The following is a 16,098-nucleotide window of genomic DNA, read 5'->3' as shown; positions in this document are numbered from 1 at the left end:
ATCTCTTTAAGAGACGATACCTGTATTAATACCTTACTAATGAGTGCCTGATAAACCATGCAAAAAGCACCCGAACCCAAACCCAAACCCAAACAGAGCGGTTGGCGCGGATCCGAAGATCTCTGGCTTGATGCCGCTTACAACCTGCTGGTTGAATCCGGGGTCGCCTCTGTCAAGGTGATGCCGCTGGCCAAGGCACTGAACCTGTCGCGTACCAGTTTTTACTGGCATTTTGCGGACCGCGACGCGCTGCTCGATGCCTTGATAAAGCGCTGGGAGAGACAGAACACCGGCCAGCTGGTGGCACAGACCGAACGTTATGCCCAGACGATCAACGAGGCGGTACTCAATCTGTTCGACTGCTGGATTAACCCACAACTATTTGATGCCAGGATGGACTTTGCGATCCGTAACTGGGCCCAGCAAACGCCAGCCCTTAAGACGCTGATGGAGCAGAACGATCGGCAGCGATTAACCGCAATAGGGGAGATGTTTTCACGCTTTGGGTTTACGCCGCAGCAGTCCGAAACCCGCGCACGTACCGCCTACTATACCCAGGTAGGCTATATCTCGATGATGGTGGAAGAACCTATGGCAGAGCGCCTGAAACGGATACCGGATTACGTGGAGAGCTTGACCGCAAGCTATCCGACGGACGCCGAAATAGCCCGCTTTATGGCGCGTCACCAGACTACAGACCCGCTCTCTGCCGCCTGATTCTATACTGCTGAATTAATCCTAGGGGTCTTGTATTGAGCATTAATCTTAAGACCTTACCCCTAGGGTTTATCTCAATGTAGTGGTCAATAAAAGGGTTTTTTTTCTTATACACACCTAGTCAATTAGCTAAATAAATTTTTCATATTATTGGAAAATTTTATCTAAAATAATCAATACAAAAAATAGTATTTCCATAACAATAATATGTTTATAAGCAAGCATAACTGCGCTGAATATAAGCGCTACTTTTTAGTCGTTATGAAAAAGTATAGTGGCCCGATAAACCATTCTAATGTCAGTTTTCTTTACACTTATTATTAGTAAAAAGTCACTAAAGACACAAAATTCTTAACCAATCGAGATTATTCAGTCGATATTACCAAGAATAGTAGCCAGACAGACTATAAGTGTCAGTTTTTTTTACACTTCTAATGCTTTAGCCCAACGGGGGTTTTTATCCGATTGAAATAACTCAATTTTATTATCTTGGCATAACCCCTGCTTATAACCTTGTAGCCTTGTTAGAAATACAATGAAACAAAGACTTAATGAATGGAATGGCTGAAGTATCTAAAACAATAACTATAGCCTCAACAAATATTAAATGCATACCCGGCGAGAGATAACGCATTGCCCTCGCTGCCGACGTTTAAGGAGTAGATAATGTCGACTGAAAATACTATCAACGGAACCGCTGCCGCTGACACGGTAACCTTTACGGCCGCAAGCACGACTGTTAATGCCGGCGAAGGCGCGAATACCATAACGGGTACCTCAGGTAACAACGTGATCAGCGCTGGTGATGGCGCTGATACTATTACCGTCACTTCCGGAAACAACACGATCAATGCTGGCGCTGGCGCGAACACGATCGTTGCGACATCTGGCATAAACGAAATCACCACCGGTGACGGTGCCGATACCATCACCACAGGCGGTTTAGCTGGAGGCGGTAATACGATTAACGCGGGCGGCGGTGCCAACACGATCACTACCGGGGCCGGGGACGACACAGTAACCGGCGGCAGTGGTGTCGATACCGTCACCACAGGTGCGGGTGATGATGTGGTTCATGCTGGCAACGGCGCCAATACGATCACAACCGGGGCCGGAAGTGACACTGTCTACTCGGGTGTTGATATCGATACCATCACTACCGGTGCTGGAGACGATACGATCCACATCCTGGGTGGCACGGATACCATTGCTGCCGGGGCGGATAACGACACGCTGATCGCGAATCTTTCTTTGGCGACCAGTGCTGTTAGCCTCAATGCCCTGGCGGGCACGGCTGCCACTGGGTATGCGGGGAACCTCTCTGGACTTGGCATCGCGACCTTTGCCGGCGTTGAGAACTTTGAGATAACCTCAGGCGATTTCAACGATACCATTACGACGGGCGACGGCACGGACGTCGTTCACGCGGGCGCAGGCGACGATACTATTAATCTTGCCGGCGGCGCTGACGAAGCTATCTATACAATGGCCGACAATGCCGGCGCGACCGACGTTTATCAGGGCGGCGCGGGCGTTGATACGCTGACGCTGGAGTTTACGGCAGCGGAATGGCTCAGTGCTGGCGTTCAGGCTGACATTGCCCGCTATCAAGTGTTTCTGGCTGATCAAGCAGGCAACGCGTCAGGCGAGGCGGATTCTGCAGTGTTCCAGTTCCAGGCGTTTGGTCTGGACGCGAGCGAATTTGAAGCGCTGAGTGTTATTGTGGACGGGGTTGAATTGGATCCGAGTGACTACGCGCCAAGTAACTATGTTTTCGCCCTGGACGATATCGAGCCGAGTGCTCAGACCGTGGATACAAGCGGTACCGCCTATTCCAAACCGTCAATAAGCTCTGACGGGGGCACCGTTGCGTTTTTGAGTGATGCCACTGACTTGGTGCCTAATGATACAAACGGAGACCGTGACCTTTTTGTCACTGACGTGGAGACAGGTACTGTTACGCTTGTCTCAAAAACCGCAGCCGGGGTGCAACTAAACGGTTACTTTGGTGAAGCGGCTGTAAGTGGCAATGGCCGGGTGGTTGCGTTCTCCAGCAGTGACAGCACGGCTATCCCAGGCGACAACAATGGGTCGTACGGTCAAGATGTTTTTGTCAAGAACCTTGATACCGGCGTCCTGACACGTGTGAGCGAAAGCTCCACAGGAGGCAGCGGAAACCAAAATTCAAATGATGTTTCGATAAGTGATGATGGCACAAAGGTTGGCTTCAACTCACGTGCCTCAGATCTAGTATCCAATGACCTGAACAATGTTGTGGACGTCTTTGTAAGGGATATGGCAACCGGAGACCTGGTTCGCGCCTCAACCTCTTCAACGGGTGTCGAAGGCAATGGACACTCCAATGACGGCATCGTCAGTGGTAACGGAGAATGGGCGGCGTTTACCTCACAGGCCACGAATTTCGACGTGAATGATATAAACGGCAGGGCGGACGTTTATGTCAAGAACCTGGGCACAGGTGCCATCACCGTCGCCTCGACTACGCAGGCGGGGGAGTTTGGAAACCACAACACCTGGGTTCACGATATAAGCGCTGACGGCCGCTATTTGGTGATGGGCAGCTATGCCGACAATCTTGTCGCGGACAGTTACAATGGAAACAACCAGGTGTTCCGAAAAGACATGCTGACGGGCGAGATTTTGCATGTCTCGACAGATTCAGACGGCGTAAAATTCGATGCTAACTCCCCTAAAATAAGTGATGACGGACAGTTTATTGTCTTTACAAGTTCGTCGTCCAATCTGAGTTCTGATCCCGAAGCCAACTATGGGCGGGTCTACATAAAAGATGTTCTGAGCGGAAGTTTGCTAATGATTTCCGAGGATGTTCCATCAGGACAATACGTTGGTGATCTCAGCATAAGCAGTGATGGAAATACTGTAACCTATAACGTCTACGATTATTACGAAGTTCAGCCCAGCACGGTCAAAGTAGTGGACGTTGCCAGTCTTATCGCAAACCAAGGTCTGGCCACTGATTTCGATCAGGTCGCGATTGACGTAACCGCGCCGGGCACCGGTCAGGATATTCAGATTGACTGGGGCAATGGCGAAACGTCAGATGTCGTTGGCACAACCGCAGGTGATGTTTACCGCCTGCGCGGCGAATACGATTCCGGGGTAACCACAGTGGCAAGCGTCACCGTGACGGAGGGTGCCACGGTCGTTTCCGAGGAACTGATCAATGTCCAGACGGCCGGTCGTGATGACCCCATGCAGAAGCTAGATACAGATGCCGACGGTAACACGCCATCTTATTCTGTAAGCTATAACCCTTCGGTCAGTGGCGACGGTAATCTGGTCGCGTTTTCCAATGACGATTATTATGGCGTAGGCCTGCTGAGCGAGTCGCCATACCAGTCTATGGTCTATGTCAAAGACCGCCAGACGGGCGAGGTTGAACTTGTTTCGCGTGACGCAAACGGTGTTATTGCGAACAGCTATTCCTACGGGCCCTCTATCAGTGCGAATGGAGCATCTGTCGGGTTTAACAGCTATGCCAATAACCTTGTACTTGACGATACCAACGGAACAGAAGACGTATTCGTGAAAAACTTGGAAACTGGCGCGATCGAACTGGTTTCGAAGGCCACGGATGGCACGCTGGGGAATGGCTCCTCTAACGGTGTGACCCTGTCCGCGGATGGCACCAAGGCGGCGTTTAGCAGCCGCTCATCCAATCTGACTGCGAATGATACCGATACAACCAGTGACCTATTTGTTCACGACCTGACCACGGGTATCACCGAACTGGTATCCGTAAACCTATCGGGCGTGAGTGGCGGCACCGGCTATTCCTCGCAGATCAGTGACGACGGAACGCACGTGGCGTTTGCAAGCCATGCTAGCGATCTGGTCGCAGGCGACACCGAAGGACAAACAGACGTGTTCGTTCGCGATCTGACCACGGGCGTGACAACCCGGGTCAGCGAGGTTGCCGGGGTCGGAGGAAACAGTTTCTCAGAAGAGGTTTCCCTGAGCGCGGACGGAAACATTGTGGTCTTTACGAGCTATGCGACGAATTTCGGCGGTTCGGGATCCGGCCAGATATACGCCAAGGACATGACGACGGGCGTCATCACGACTGTCTCGGAAAGCGCGAGCGGTGTTGCGTCGAATGACTATACCGGGGGTGCCGAAGTGACAGCAGATGGGCGCTTCGTGACCTTTGCCAGCGATGCGTCTAACTTGATCGATGGTGTGACGGATGCTGATGGTGGTGACTCCGATATCTTCGTGAAAGACCTGCAGACGGGCGACATCATCCAAATCGATGACCCAGACTATTACAGCAATTATCCCGACAATTCGTACCCCTCCATCAGCGACGATGGAAGTTTTGTCGCCTTCGCTCTCTCGGGCTATTACGAAAGTTCGCTCTGGGGCGCAGATCTTAGCCCTCCGGGTTCGAGCCTGACAGGAACCAACGATGCCGATATTCTGATCGGCCACAATGGCCCGGATGTGCTTGTGGGACTGGCCGGCGATGATCGGCTGTCAGGCGGGGTCGGTGAAGACCTTATCAACGGCGGTGCAGGCGACGATATTCTGTCCGGTGGCGAGAATGCCGACACCTTCTTCTTTAAAGTGGGCAGCGGAAACGATGTGATCAGCGACTTTGAGCAAGGTGTCGATATCATCGATGTCTCCGGCTACGGGTTCGTGGACTTCAACGCACTGACCATCGATGTCGGAACCGAAGCCTCGGTCATCGACTTTGGCGCAGGCGATACCGTATCCGTTGTCGGTGTGGCGAGCCTTGATAGTAGCGATTTTATCTTCGCCTAAGATCGCGTACTCGTTCTCAATCGCAGGCCCACAGCGCACTTTTTGCACCGTGGGCCTGTTGCGTTTTCAGCCAAGGCAGTTAACGCCTTTGTGCGTCGACATAATTGCTATAACATTTTGCAAGTTGAGCAGCGCTTAACCCGCCTCCGTCAAAGCGGTTAGTAAATCACCTGACAAGCTAAGACAATGCTGCGCCAGATCGCTGCGCGCATTATAGTAAACCTATTATTTGTCCTTTAGCAAAGCGGTAGATTGCTCACTGTGTGGTGGTCAAGAAAAGGGCATTTTTTTCTTATACTCACCTAGTCAATTAGCTAAACGAATAAAATAAACTTTCCCTATTATCTGAAAATTTTATCTAAAATAATCAATACAAAAAATAGTATTTCCATAACAATAATATGTTTATAAGCAAGCATAACTGCGCTGAATATAAGCGCTACTTTTTAGTCGTTATGAAAAAGTATAGTGGCCCGATAAACCATTCTAACGTCAGTTTTTTTTACACTTATTATTAGTAAAAAGTCACTAAAGACACAAAATTCTTAATCAATCGAGATTATTCAGTCGCTATTACCAGGAATAGTGGCCAGACAGGCTATAAGTGTCAGTTTTTTTTACACTTCCAGTGCTTTAGCCCAACGGGGGTTTTTATCCGATTGAAATAACTCAATTTTATTATCTTGGCATAACCCCTGCTTATAACCTTGTAGCCTTGTTAGAAATACAATGAAACAAAGACTTAATGAATGGAATGGCTGAAGTATCTAAAACAATAACTATATATCCAACAAATCTTAAATGCGTACCCGTAAGAGATGAAAAATTCTCTCGTTGCCTGCGCTGAGGAATACATAATGCCTACTGAAAATACTATCGATGGAACCGCTGCCGCTGACACGGTAACCTTTACGGCCGCAAGCACGACTGTTAATGCCGGCGAAGGCGCGAATACAATCACGGGTACCTCAGGTGACAACGAGATCAATGCCGGTGCTGGCGCGGACACGATCACTGTTACATCCGGAAATAACACGATCAATGCGGGCGCTGGCGCGAACACGATTACTGCGACATCTGGCATAAACAACATCACCACCGGTGACGGTGCCGATACCATCACCACAGGTGGTTTAGCTGGAGGCGGTAATACGATTACGGCGGGCGGCGGTGCCAACACAGTCACAACCGGGGCTGGAGATGACGAAATTTGGGGCGGTGACGGTGTCGATACGATCACCGCGGGTGACGGCGATAACGAAGTTCATGCCGGAAACGGGGCCAACACGGTCACAACCGGGGCCGGAAGTGACACTGTCTACTCGGGTGTTGATGTTGATACGATCATCACCGGTGCTGGAGACGATACGATCCACATCAAAGGTGGCACGGATACAATTACTGCCGGAGCGGGTAGCGACACGCTGATCGCGGATCTTTCTTTGGCGACCAGTGCTGTTAGCATCAATGCTCTGGCGGGAACGGCTGCTGGTAGTTACGCTGGGAACATCTCCGGACTAGGCATAGCGACCTTCACAGGCGTTGAGAACTTCGAGATAACCTCAGGCAGTTTCGACGATACCATCACGACAGGCGACGGCACCGACGTTGTTCACGCGGGCGCGGGCAGCGATACCGTCAATCTTGGCGGCGGTGATGACGAAGCCATCTATACAATGGCCACAAACACCGGCGCGACCGATGTCTATCAGGGCGGCGCGGGCGTTGATACGCTGACGCTGGAGTTTACGGCAGCGGAATGGCTCAGTGCCGACGTTCAAACTGACATTGCGGATTACCAAGATCACTTGGCGAGCGGGAGTTCTGATCCGTTTGTATTCGGCTCTGGTCTTGCGGCGAGCCAGTTCGAAAACCTGAACGTCATCGTAGATGGTGACGAGATCGACCTAACCGTCGTGCCGGGAATAACAATCGAATATGGCGATTGGGTAGCCATGCATCGTGGTTCTGTCACCGCAGAGGGCGGCGCGGGCGACGATACGATCACCTTTGGCCATGCCCCGGCCTACGATTATGGCCGTGCCATCGCATTGGGCGGCGCGGGCGACGATACGATCACCTTTGGGCGCGGCGCGGCCCTCCAAAACGGCTCTGCCATCGCAGAGGGCGGTGCGGGCGACGATACGATCACCTTTGGGGCCAACGCGGGCAACCGCGGCACTGCCATCGCAGAGGGCGGCGCGGGCGACGATATGATCACCTTTGGGACCGGCGCGGGCCGCACCTTTGGGCCGAACACCAAGGGCCGAGTTGACGGCACTGCCATCGCAGAGGGCGGCGACGGCAACGATACGATCACCTTTGGGAACAACGCGGGCATCGAAGGTGGTTCTGTCACCGCAGACGGCGGCGCGGGCGCAGATACGTTTATTTTCGGATCTAATGTTAATAATCTGACTCTAGACCTTGGTGTCGGTGACCAAGATCAAGACAGCGTGACCTTTCTGGGAACAGTGTTCAATACAACCATCAACAACTGGGAAATTGACGTCGATGACAATATCGATGTGGTCGATCACACAGCATGGACTACGCAAATAGACAACGGAAACACTGTCTTAACGACAAATGACGCCCAGTCTCTGACGTTCATTGGCATAGCGGACGCCAACCTCAGTGTCGATGATTTCCTGATGTGATGATATCGGCGATGCGTTCAGTATTACCCTGCAAGCGCGCCAAATTGACGCGCTTCCTCTTCTAAGGCCTCACATTTCTTCTTAATCGCAGGCCCACAGCGCACCTTTGCACCGTGGGCCTGTTGCGTTTCCAGCCAATGCATTTAGTAAACGGGGTCCGAGTATATTTATCTAGCCCCGTCTTTTTAAAACCTGTTTGGTCAAGTTATTAATGTAACTGCTTGGGGCGTAAAAGCTCTTTATTAGCTCCGCATGAGTTGTACGTGGAGCTAGATGATAATCCGGCATAGCGTCAGGCGAAGTACCGGTCACTTTGGTTTTAGGCAATGATTGCTTTGTCGATAATTTGGAAACGCTTTGTGGCCGACGGTTAAAAGAAGGTATAAAGGGTAGGCCTAAGAAAAATGTACTCTGTCCCCATTTATCTAATCGATGCAAACACATGACTCACAACTACACTCCTACTGTTAAAGACTGGCTTTCTCTGCTGCTGCTCATGCTGCTGTGGGGTACGTCATTTATGTTTACCGCTGTCTCACTGCAAAGCTTTAGCCCTGTGGGTATAGTCTCTCTTAGAGTGTTGGTTGCAGCGGTCATCCTAATTATTTTTATATATGCCAGGGGTTTGCGTTTGCCTGTCGACCCGTTGGCTTGGGCGGTGTTTTTGCTGCTGGGTGTTATGGGCAACCTGTTACCCTTTCTTCTGATCTCCATAGGTCAGAAGGATGTTAGCTCGGGCATTGCGGGATTATTGATGGCATTTATGCCGCTGGCGACAATGATTTTGGCACATTATTTTGTGTCAGGGGAAAACCTCAATCGCTTTAAAATACTCGGATTTGTGTTGGGTATTACTGGCGTGGCGGTTGTGCTTTGGCCGTCGTTAGTGGGAACTCACAGTAACTTACTGAGTGGTCTGCTGATTTTGCTCGCCACTTTTAGCTATGCGATAAATGCCATTTTGGTGAGGCGATTGCCCTCCTATAACCCTGTTGTAACGGCGGCTGGCGTGATGATAGTTTCCAGCATCGCTATAGTGCCATTGTGGCTGTGGCAAGATTTACCGTGGCAACAAAGCTACTCTTTAAAGGCCACATTATCCGTATTGTGGTTGGGTATCGGCCCGACTGCGTTTGCCACCATTATTTTGTTTGCAGTTATCGCCACGGCAGGTCCTACGTTTCTTTCGTACATTAATTACGTGATTCCTGTCGTGGCGTATTTTACTGGCGCGCTTATTTTAGACGAAGCAATTGAATGGCACAGCCTGGCGGCGATGTTATTAATAATTTTAGGCATAGCGCTAACGCGCAAGCGGGTTGCTGATTGAATAAAATCATGAACATTCAACAGATCCAGGATCCTCGTTAACATGGATATTCTTGAGCTAATACTTTTTGTTTTCGTCCTTCTCACTGCCTTATCCATTGTTTGGAGCACGCTGCAAACGGGTATTTCCCCCATGATGAGCTCAGACAGCGCTTGCCAAGCCATGCTTACTTCCATCGATAGGCCTGCCAATGGACCTTTAATTGATCTCGGTTCTGGTTGGGGAACGCTGGTTATCGCTGTTGCCCGTAAGTACCCACACCAACAGGTACTCGGCTACGAATTATCCTGGTTGCCATGGTTGGTCTCAATAATCCGGAAATATAGTTTACGTCTGGATAACCTTACTCTCTATCGCAAAGATTTTAAGAATGCTGAACTCAGTCATGCTTCTATTCTATTCTGTTATCTTTTCCCTGAAGGTATGGTTACTCTTCATGAAAAACTGGACCGCGAGTTATTCAATGAGATTCTCATTGTGAGTAATACATTCGCTTTACCTTCATGCCATCCTACAAAAGTCATCAGACTTAAAGATGTCTACCAAACTCCGATTTACGTATATCATTGGCAGCCAAAGTGCACTTTTACTCCGCAGAATAATAATGACGATAAGCCTTATTCAAAGAATGCCAGAGGTCACCTATGTAAAGACTATTACCTTTATTCTGCTCGTTGTCGCAATGAATGGAGGTAAGTAATGTCTTAGCATGTACCTACAGATCAACGCTGACCAAGGTGAATTAGTATGGCGCAGATTGAATAATTAGAATTAGCGGCACATCGCAGCGACATTATTAAAGACGTAAATGATTTAATTGAAAAATAGTGCAGTAAAAAATCTTTATACACTAATATATTCGAGGAGTACGTCATGCTGGTGACTTTTACAACCGATGCCTATGGCAGTATTACGATGTTTGGCGATGTAGCGCTTGCTATGCTTAAGATGATGGGCCACAGCGCCACCGTGCCAGGCGCGATCCTGGCGGCAGACGTACCTGCCGCGCTGAGCAAGTTAACCGCCGCGATTGATGCGGGTACAACGCCACCGCCCGTTCCGGATAAGGACGCAGAGGAGGTTGAGGTGAATATGGCGAATCGGGCGCTGCCGCTGATTGATCTTCTTGCTGCTGCAGCGAAGGCAGAATCTAACGTCATGTGGGAGTGATTTTAAACGAGGGTCGTCTTATGCTCCGGCAAAGCTTAATTGTGCAGGTGCGAGCGTTTTGATAAATGGGATCAGCTATTTGCACAAAAAAGAAAAGCAGCTATGACAGACTTGATGAGACCTTTTTCACCCCCTTGGTGGGCAAAAAATCCACATGTGCAGACGATTTTACCTGTGCTTACAAAGGTTGAATCCCCAGCGCTATCGCGTCAACGTCTGGAATTAAGCGATGGTGATTTTATCGATCTTGATTGGTTAGGCGATCCCTGTAACGCCAGCAGCATTGTTGTTATTTTGCACGGGCTGGAAGGTAGCTCTGATTCCCACTATGTGCGCCGCTTACTGCGGGATTGTTACCGATCAGGCTTATGCGCTGTTGTACATCATCATCGTGGTTGTTCTGGCGAAGCCAACCGTTTGGCTCGTAGTTATCATAGTGGGGATACTCAGGATATTAGCGCTACCTTAGCGTATCTCCAACAGCATTTTCCTCAAGCAAAACTGAACGCTGTCGGTTATAGCTTAGGCGGTAATGTATTGGCCAAATATCTTGGAGAGCTGCACGATAATAGCGCCATAGACCGCGCCGTTGTTGTCTCGGCGCCTTTGCAATTATCAGCCTGCGCCAAACGGCTGGAAAAAGGGTTTTCGACTCTTTATCAATGGCATTTGATTAAGCAGCTCCGGCAGAAGGCCACCGATAAATTTAATAATCGAACGATTGTTAATCAAGCCGCCATCACACTGAAACAAGTTTGCACACTGAAAACATTTTATCAGTTTGATCATCAGGTCACTGCACCACTGCATGGTTTCGAGGGTGCCGATGATTATTATGCCAAGGCAAGCGGGCTTGGCTATTTAAGTAAAATTAATCGGCCAACGTTAGTGATACATGCTGCTGATGATCCGTTTATGAATGCAGATGTGATTCCCTCAGCTAGCCAGTTCTCTGCAGATGTGACTTATGAACTGCATCAACATGGTGGCCATGTCGGCTTTATAGATGGTGGTACTCTATTTAAGCCACGCTTCTATCTAGAGCAGCGTATTATCCATTTTCTGACAATAAATAACGAACATATAGAGCCGAGTGAATCATTAAACTAAAAGAGACTCATTAACTAATGGGTATTTTTTGAGAGGGTCTAGTGGGCTGGTCTTGCATTTTTCTGCTTTGGATATGTTGAGTGATTTTTTATCTGCCTTTCGGTAGCTAAAGCGCAACCTGTATACCGGGTCTGCTCTGGAAAATCTGCTATCCTTATAATGATGGTGAAAAACATCATGTGTAGAGGCGTACTGGCATGAGTTTTAAATAAATTAAAACTGCTCCAGTCTGTTGAAAAATAAGATAATAATTTTCATAAGATGTTTGTCTAAGATGGTTTGGCCCTACTTAAAAGGATTTAAGATTGTCTTTTTTTTATCATAAAGGTATCCGATCAGGATTATCAGTTAATCCATTTCATTTATTTCGACGATGTATTTTGCATGTCGTAACCTGCCTTACCCTTATTTTGCTTCCTTGTTTTGTTGCAGCCCAGGGAGAAACCCAAAATATTGACTCTAATTGGCAATATCGCTGGGGTGATTCCCCTTTTACTGCGAATGGTATTCCAGAATGGACAGTGGGGGAGTCGGATTCAGCTCAGTGGAAAAACGTTGATTTTCCTTCTAATCCACCCGGCCGAAAGGGAAAGACAAACGTATGGTATCGAACAGTTCTGTCAGACAACGGTGAATGGCGCGACCCTGTTATTTATATTTATAGTGTCGACCTGATTACCGAAGTCTATATCGATGGACAGCAAATTTATCACTACGGCTCATTTGATCAAAATGGACAGGGACGCTTTGAAGGGTGGCCGTGGCATATGATTGCTTTGCCTAATGATTTTGCAGGTAAAGTGATCTACTTTCGGATATTTTCTTCATCTACGGACATCGGTTTGTGGGGTCAGGTTAAGCTGATGGAGCGAATAGATTTACTCCGTTATGTTATCGACAATTCGTTAACCGATATAGTCGTCAGTGGCTTGTCTTTGTTGATTTCCCTTTTGGCTTTAATCTTTGCCTTCGTTCAGTCGAACAGGCAGTCATTCTTACTCATTTCCTTTTTTACGTTTGCATCGAGTGTCATGTTGTTTGCGCAAAGTCAGGCTAAGCAACTTCTTATCAATGCTCCGCTACTGTGGGACTATCTTGCTGCTACCGCCTATTTTGTTCTGCCCATTGCCATGGCCATGCTGTTTGATTCGTGGCACCGATGGAAATTTACTAAAGTCATTAAGGCGGTTTGGATCTTTCACCTCGTCTTCGTCATTTTAGCTATTGGCGGATCGCTTACAGGGATAGCTGAGCTATCGACCATGTATTTACTGTTTGATATTTTATTAACGGTGAGTCTGCTTATTTTATTTGTTAACACATTTATGCAATTTAAGCAGGTTAGCGGGGTGGTAAAAATACTAATATCCACTTTCGCGATATTCAGCATTTTTTTACTTATTGATATGGGTGTAGCGCACAGTTTTATTCCCTGGACAAGGATGCCCATCGCCGTGGGTTTGCTCCTGTTTTCCATCACCATGGTTGCCGTTTCGTTGAAACACTTTGCTGTCGTCCAAAAAGAGCTCAAAGAGCTGAATGCAACATTGGAACAAAAAGTTGACGATAGAACGGCTGAACTCAAACGGATAGCATCAACGGATTCGTTAACGTCATTAATGAACCGTCGCGCTTTTTACCTCGAAGCAAAAAGAGTCTTCAGTAAAACTAAACGTTATCAACGTTGTATATCTATATTGATGCTGGATATTGATAATTTTAAACAATTTAATGATCAATACGGACATGCTATTGGTGATGCCGTTTTAATTAAGGTAGCGAGCTGTATTCGGAAAATGTGTAGGGAAACGGACTTGCCGGCAAGGTTTGGCGGTGAAGAGTTCGTGGTGCTGCTTGAAGAGACCGATGCAACCCAAGCCACGCTGATTGCTGAACGACTTCGTAATATAGTGAGTGAAATTACGCTTCCTCAAATAGAGAGCCGCATTACAATAAGTATTGGGGTTAGTGTGTTTGACGCCGGGATTGAAAGCCTGGATGCGCTTATAACACGAGCCGATAGCGCGATGTATATTGCCAAAAATAATGGACGGAATAATTGTCATATTGCGTGATTGAGGGCTCAAATAAGTGGGGCTCCCATTTATCGATAACTTATTGATCTTTAAAGTCAGTAGTTTATGATCATCGCAACGGAATGAATAACGGTAAGCGCATGGAAGCTTCATTTGTCAGCCGACAACACTCCTGTGTACTTCAAGTTATTGATTTATAATATTATATTCTTCGTGCTTTATGGATTTTCCCCTTGTTAAAGGGGTGAATAGTTGTGAGGCTATGGGATTTATAATTAGCTGTAATACGTTAGAAATCATCAATCAAAAGGAAAATATTTGTGTATATAAAATTAGTATCGTGTGCCGCTTTCATAGTCTTCTTTTTATCTGGTTGTGCATCAGTTTCTTCATCATCTGTTCCCCATGTGTCTGAAAGTAAACGCGTTAGCGGACAAATATACATGACAACAGCCACCGTTCCTGAGAGTGTAGGCTATAGGGTTATTGGTCACGTCAAAGCAAATGATCGCCAAGGGTATGGCAGTGTTCAAAGCCTGTATCCTCTTCTAGCCGAAGAAGCGAGAAAAGTTGGCGCCAATGCAGTTATAAACGTTAAAGGTGGCAGAACTGTTGCTGCATTTTCGTGGGCGGCGCCCTTTGTTGGTGGTATTGCCATTGAAATTGATGACGTAAATAAATTGAAGGCCTATGGTGCTAAGGTTGAGTAACGAGGCTTATACAATCTATTCACAAAATGGAGCGTAGACCAAAATTTCAACTGGACAAAGGTGTTGAGGCTGTCGGTAGTTCTGCAGCCTTTGTTCAGTGGACCCCTTTCCCTTTAACAAGGAAAAAAGTGTTAACTTATTGATCTTTAAAGAAAGTAGTTTGCGCTCATGATAAAGGAATGAATAACAGCAAGAGCACGGAGGCTTCATTTGTCAATCAACGTTATACTCATTACGCCTTCAAGTTATTGATTTATAAAACTATGTTCCACGAGTCTTAATGTTGTTTTCCTTGTTAAGGGGGCCAACTAGTTATAAGGCCCCGGTCTTTATAATTAGCTGTTATGCACAGGGAGGCTATGGTGCAGATTTGTGAAACAGAGAGGTTGATTTTACGGCGGTTATCCCTCGAGGATGTTCCCGCATTGACCGAAATTCTCAGCGATCCTGACGTGATGAAGTACTCGGTTACTGGCGTTTGTGATGAAGCCGCTACTCGCAAGTTCATTGAGTGGTGTTTAGCTTGCTACGAGTCACATGGTGTGGGGCCATGGGCACTAATAGACAAAAAATCTTCTGAATTTATAGGTTTTTGCAGCGTTGGACCAGAAATGGTTGCAGAGGTTGAGGAAATCAACTTGGGCTATCGACTTGCCCGGCGCTTTTGGAGCATGGGGCTGGCATCTGAGGCGGCCAAAGCAGTTCTGAATTATGCTTTCGGAAAGAGACTAGTCGATTCAGTGGTCGTGATCATAGAGCCTGAGCATGTGGCATCATTAAAAGTCGCTGAGAAAGCGGGATTTTCCAGCTTCGATGAGTTGGAGTTCCATTGTCGTTCAGTAAGGCTATACCGTCTGACCCAGAAGCAATGGGAAACATTGCATAACATTGCATAACAATGCCATCACGCGACAAGCGCGTGATGGCTGGCGTTAAATGAGATGAAGAGTTCGACATTATATATATTTTCCGGATTGCCCGGTTCAGGGAAGTCGACCTTGGCAAAAGAATTGGCCAAGAAAACAGGGCTGTGTTTCTAAGAATAGATACGATAGAGCAAGCTATTCGAGACTTATGCGATTTCAAAGTTGAAGGTGAGGGATACAGACTTTCATATAGGATCGCAGCAGATAATTTGGTTTTAGGAAATAGTGTCATTGCTGATTCGTGTAATCCTATAGAGCTCAGCCGTATCGAATGGAATGAAGTTGTAGTTATTGCTTGCTCCGAATATGTAAATATTGAAGTTATATGCTATGACGTCAGCGAGCATAGGAGGCGTGTCGAGACACGAGCACCTGAAGTTCCAGGGCTGAAATCGACCAGCTGGAAATGCGTGGTAGATCGTGAATACCACCCGTGGAGATCAGATCGCATAGTTGTAGATACGGCTAGAAGTTCTATAGATGACTCTATTCAAAGTCTATTTGTTGCTTTAAATGAGCGTGAAAATATCTAATAAGCCCATGCACGTGGAGCCAGCTACGTTGCACAATTTTTGTGGTTTCGCTTCGCTCTTTTACCACAAAAATAGCTCCACTCCGCTGGCCCGGTGA

At 47.6% G+C, this 16,098-nt stretch carries 12 protein-coding genes; all 12 read left to right on the top strand.

The window, feature by feature from the left end:
- Positions 1-57: 57 nt before the first annotated feature.
- Entirely contained in the window at positions 58-717 is a 660-nt protein-coding gene (locus tag Nant_RS06235) for a TetR/AcrR family transcriptional regulator (protein WP_054340776.1), read from the top strand.
- Positions 718-1,383: 666 nt separating this feature from the next.
- The gene (locus Nant_RS06230) at positions 1,384-5,526 is read left to right on the top strand and encodes a beta strand repeat-containing protein (RefSeq protein WP_054340775.1); all 4,143 of its coding nucleotides are present in this window, start codon (positions 1,384-1,386) and stop codon (positions 5,524-5,526) included.
- 857 nt (positions 5,527-6,383) lie between these two features.
- Entirely contained in the window at positions 6,384-8,186 is a 1,803-nt protein-coding gene (locus Nant_RS06225; RefSeq protein ID WP_054340774.1) for a beta strand repeat-containing protein, read from the top strand.
- Positions 8,187-8,628: 442 nt separating this feature from the next.
- On the top strand, positions 8,629-9,516 hold the full coding sequence (locus Nant_RS06220; RefSeq protein WP_076496065.1) for a DMT family transporter: 888 nt from the start codon (positions 8,629-8,631) through the stop codon (positions 9,514-9,516).
- 132 nt (positions 9,517-9,648) lie between these two features.
- Positions 9,649-10,212 (top strand): methyltransferase, encoded by a 564-nt coding sequence (locus Nant_RS06215; RefSeq protein WP_202904959.1) that lies wholly within the window; start codon positions 9,649-9,651, stop codon positions 10,210-10,212.
- Between the two features lie 177 nt (positions 10,213-10,389).
- The gene (locus Nant_RS06210; protein ID WP_054340773.1) at positions 10,390-10,686 is read left to right on the top strand and encodes a DUF1840 domain-containing protein; all 297 of its coding nucleotides are present in this window, start codon (positions 10,390-10,392) and stop codon (positions 10,684-10,686) included.
- Between the two features lie 102 nt (positions 10,687-10,788).
- A complete protein-coding gene (locus Nant_RS06205) occupies positions 10,789-11,796 on the top strand; it encodes a hydrolase (RefSeq protein WP_238377080.1) in 1,008 nt (335 codons plus the stop codon).
- A gap of 305 nt (positions 11,797-12,101) precedes the next feature.
- A complete protein-coding gene (locus tag Nant_RS06200) occupies positions 12,102-13,871 on the top strand; it encodes a GGDEF domain-containing protein (protein WP_054340772.1) in 1,770 nt (589 codons plus the stop codon).
- 281 nt (positions 13,872-14,152) lie between these two features.
- Positions 14,153-14,542 carry a hypothetical protein gene (locus Nant_RS06195; RefSeq protein ID WP_054340771.1) on the top strand — a complete coding sequence of 130 codons (390 nt, stop codon included), beginning with the start codon at positions 14,153-14,155 and terminating at the stop codon, positions 14,540-14,542.
- A 344-nt stretch (positions 14,543-14,886) separates the two neighbouring features.
- Positions 14,887-15,438 carry a GNAT family N-acetyltransferase gene (locus Nant_RS06190; RefSeq protein WP_238377079.1) on the top strand — a complete coding sequence of 184 codons (552 nt, stop codon included), beginning with the start codon at positions 14,887-14,889 and terminating at the stop codon, positions 15,436-15,438.
- A gap of 45 nt (positions 15,439-15,483) precedes the next feature.
- Entirely contained in the window at positions 15,484-15,582 is a 99-nt protein-coding gene (locus Nant_RS21880) for a P-loop nucleotide/nucleoside kinase family protein (protein ID WP_202904958.1), read from the top strand.
- Positions 15,573-16,001: an ATP-binding protein gene (locus Nant_RS06185; protein ID WP_202904957.1), complete on the top strand. Its 429-nt coding sequence runs from the start codon at positions 15,573-15,575 to the stop codon at positions 15,999-16,001. Before Nant_RS21880 ends, Nant_RS06185 begins: the two co-directional genes overlap by 10 nt.
- Positions 16,002-16,098 lie beyond the last annotated feature (97 nt).

This window comes from Neptunomonas antarctica, assembly GCF_001305295.1.
In the GTDB taxonomy this organism is placed as follows: Bacteria; Pseudomonadota; Gammaproteobacteria; order Pseudomonadales; family Balneatricaceae; genus Neptunomonas; species Neptunomonas antarctica.
This window is presented reverse-complemented; position numbering and strand designations above follow the sequence as displayed.

Bases quoted from the DNA above. Each gene is read 5' to 3' on its own strand.
- Nant_RS06230 (WP_054340775.1), top strand. From the start codon at position 1,384: ATGTCGACTGAAAATACTATCAACGGAACCGCTGCCGCTGACACGGTA.
- Nant_RS21880 (WP_202904958.1), top strand. From the start codon at position 15,484: ATGAAGAGTTCGACATTATATATATTTTCCGGATTGCCCGGTTCAGGG.
- Nant_RS06225 (WP_054340774.1), top strand. From the start codon at position 6,384: ATGCCTACTGAAAATACTATCGATGGAACCGCTGCCGCTGACACGGTA.
- Nant_RS06235 (WP_054340776.1), top strand. From the start codon at position 58: ATGCAAAAAGCACCCGAACCCAAACCCAAACCCAAACAGAGCGGTTGG.
- Nant_RS06205 (WP_238377080.1), top strand. From the start codon at position 10,789: ATGACAGACTTGATGAGACCTTTTTCACCCCCTTGGTGGGCAAAAAAT.
- Nant_RS06220 (WP_076496065.1), top strand. From the start codon at position 8,629: ATGACTCACAACTACACTCCTACTGTTAAAGACTGGCTTTCTCTGCTG.
- Nant_RS06215 (WP_202904959.1), top strand. From the start codon at position 9,649: ATGATGAGCTCAGACAGCGCTTGCCAAGCCATGCTTACTTCCATCGAT.
- Nant_RS06190 (WP_238377079.1), top strand. From the start codon at position 14,887: ATGCACAGGGAGGCTATGGTGCAGATTTGTGAAACAGAGAGGTTGATT.
- Nant_RS06210 (WP_054340773.1), top strand. From the start codon at position 10,390: ATGCTGGTGACTTTTACAACCGATGCCTATGGCAGTATTACGATGTTT.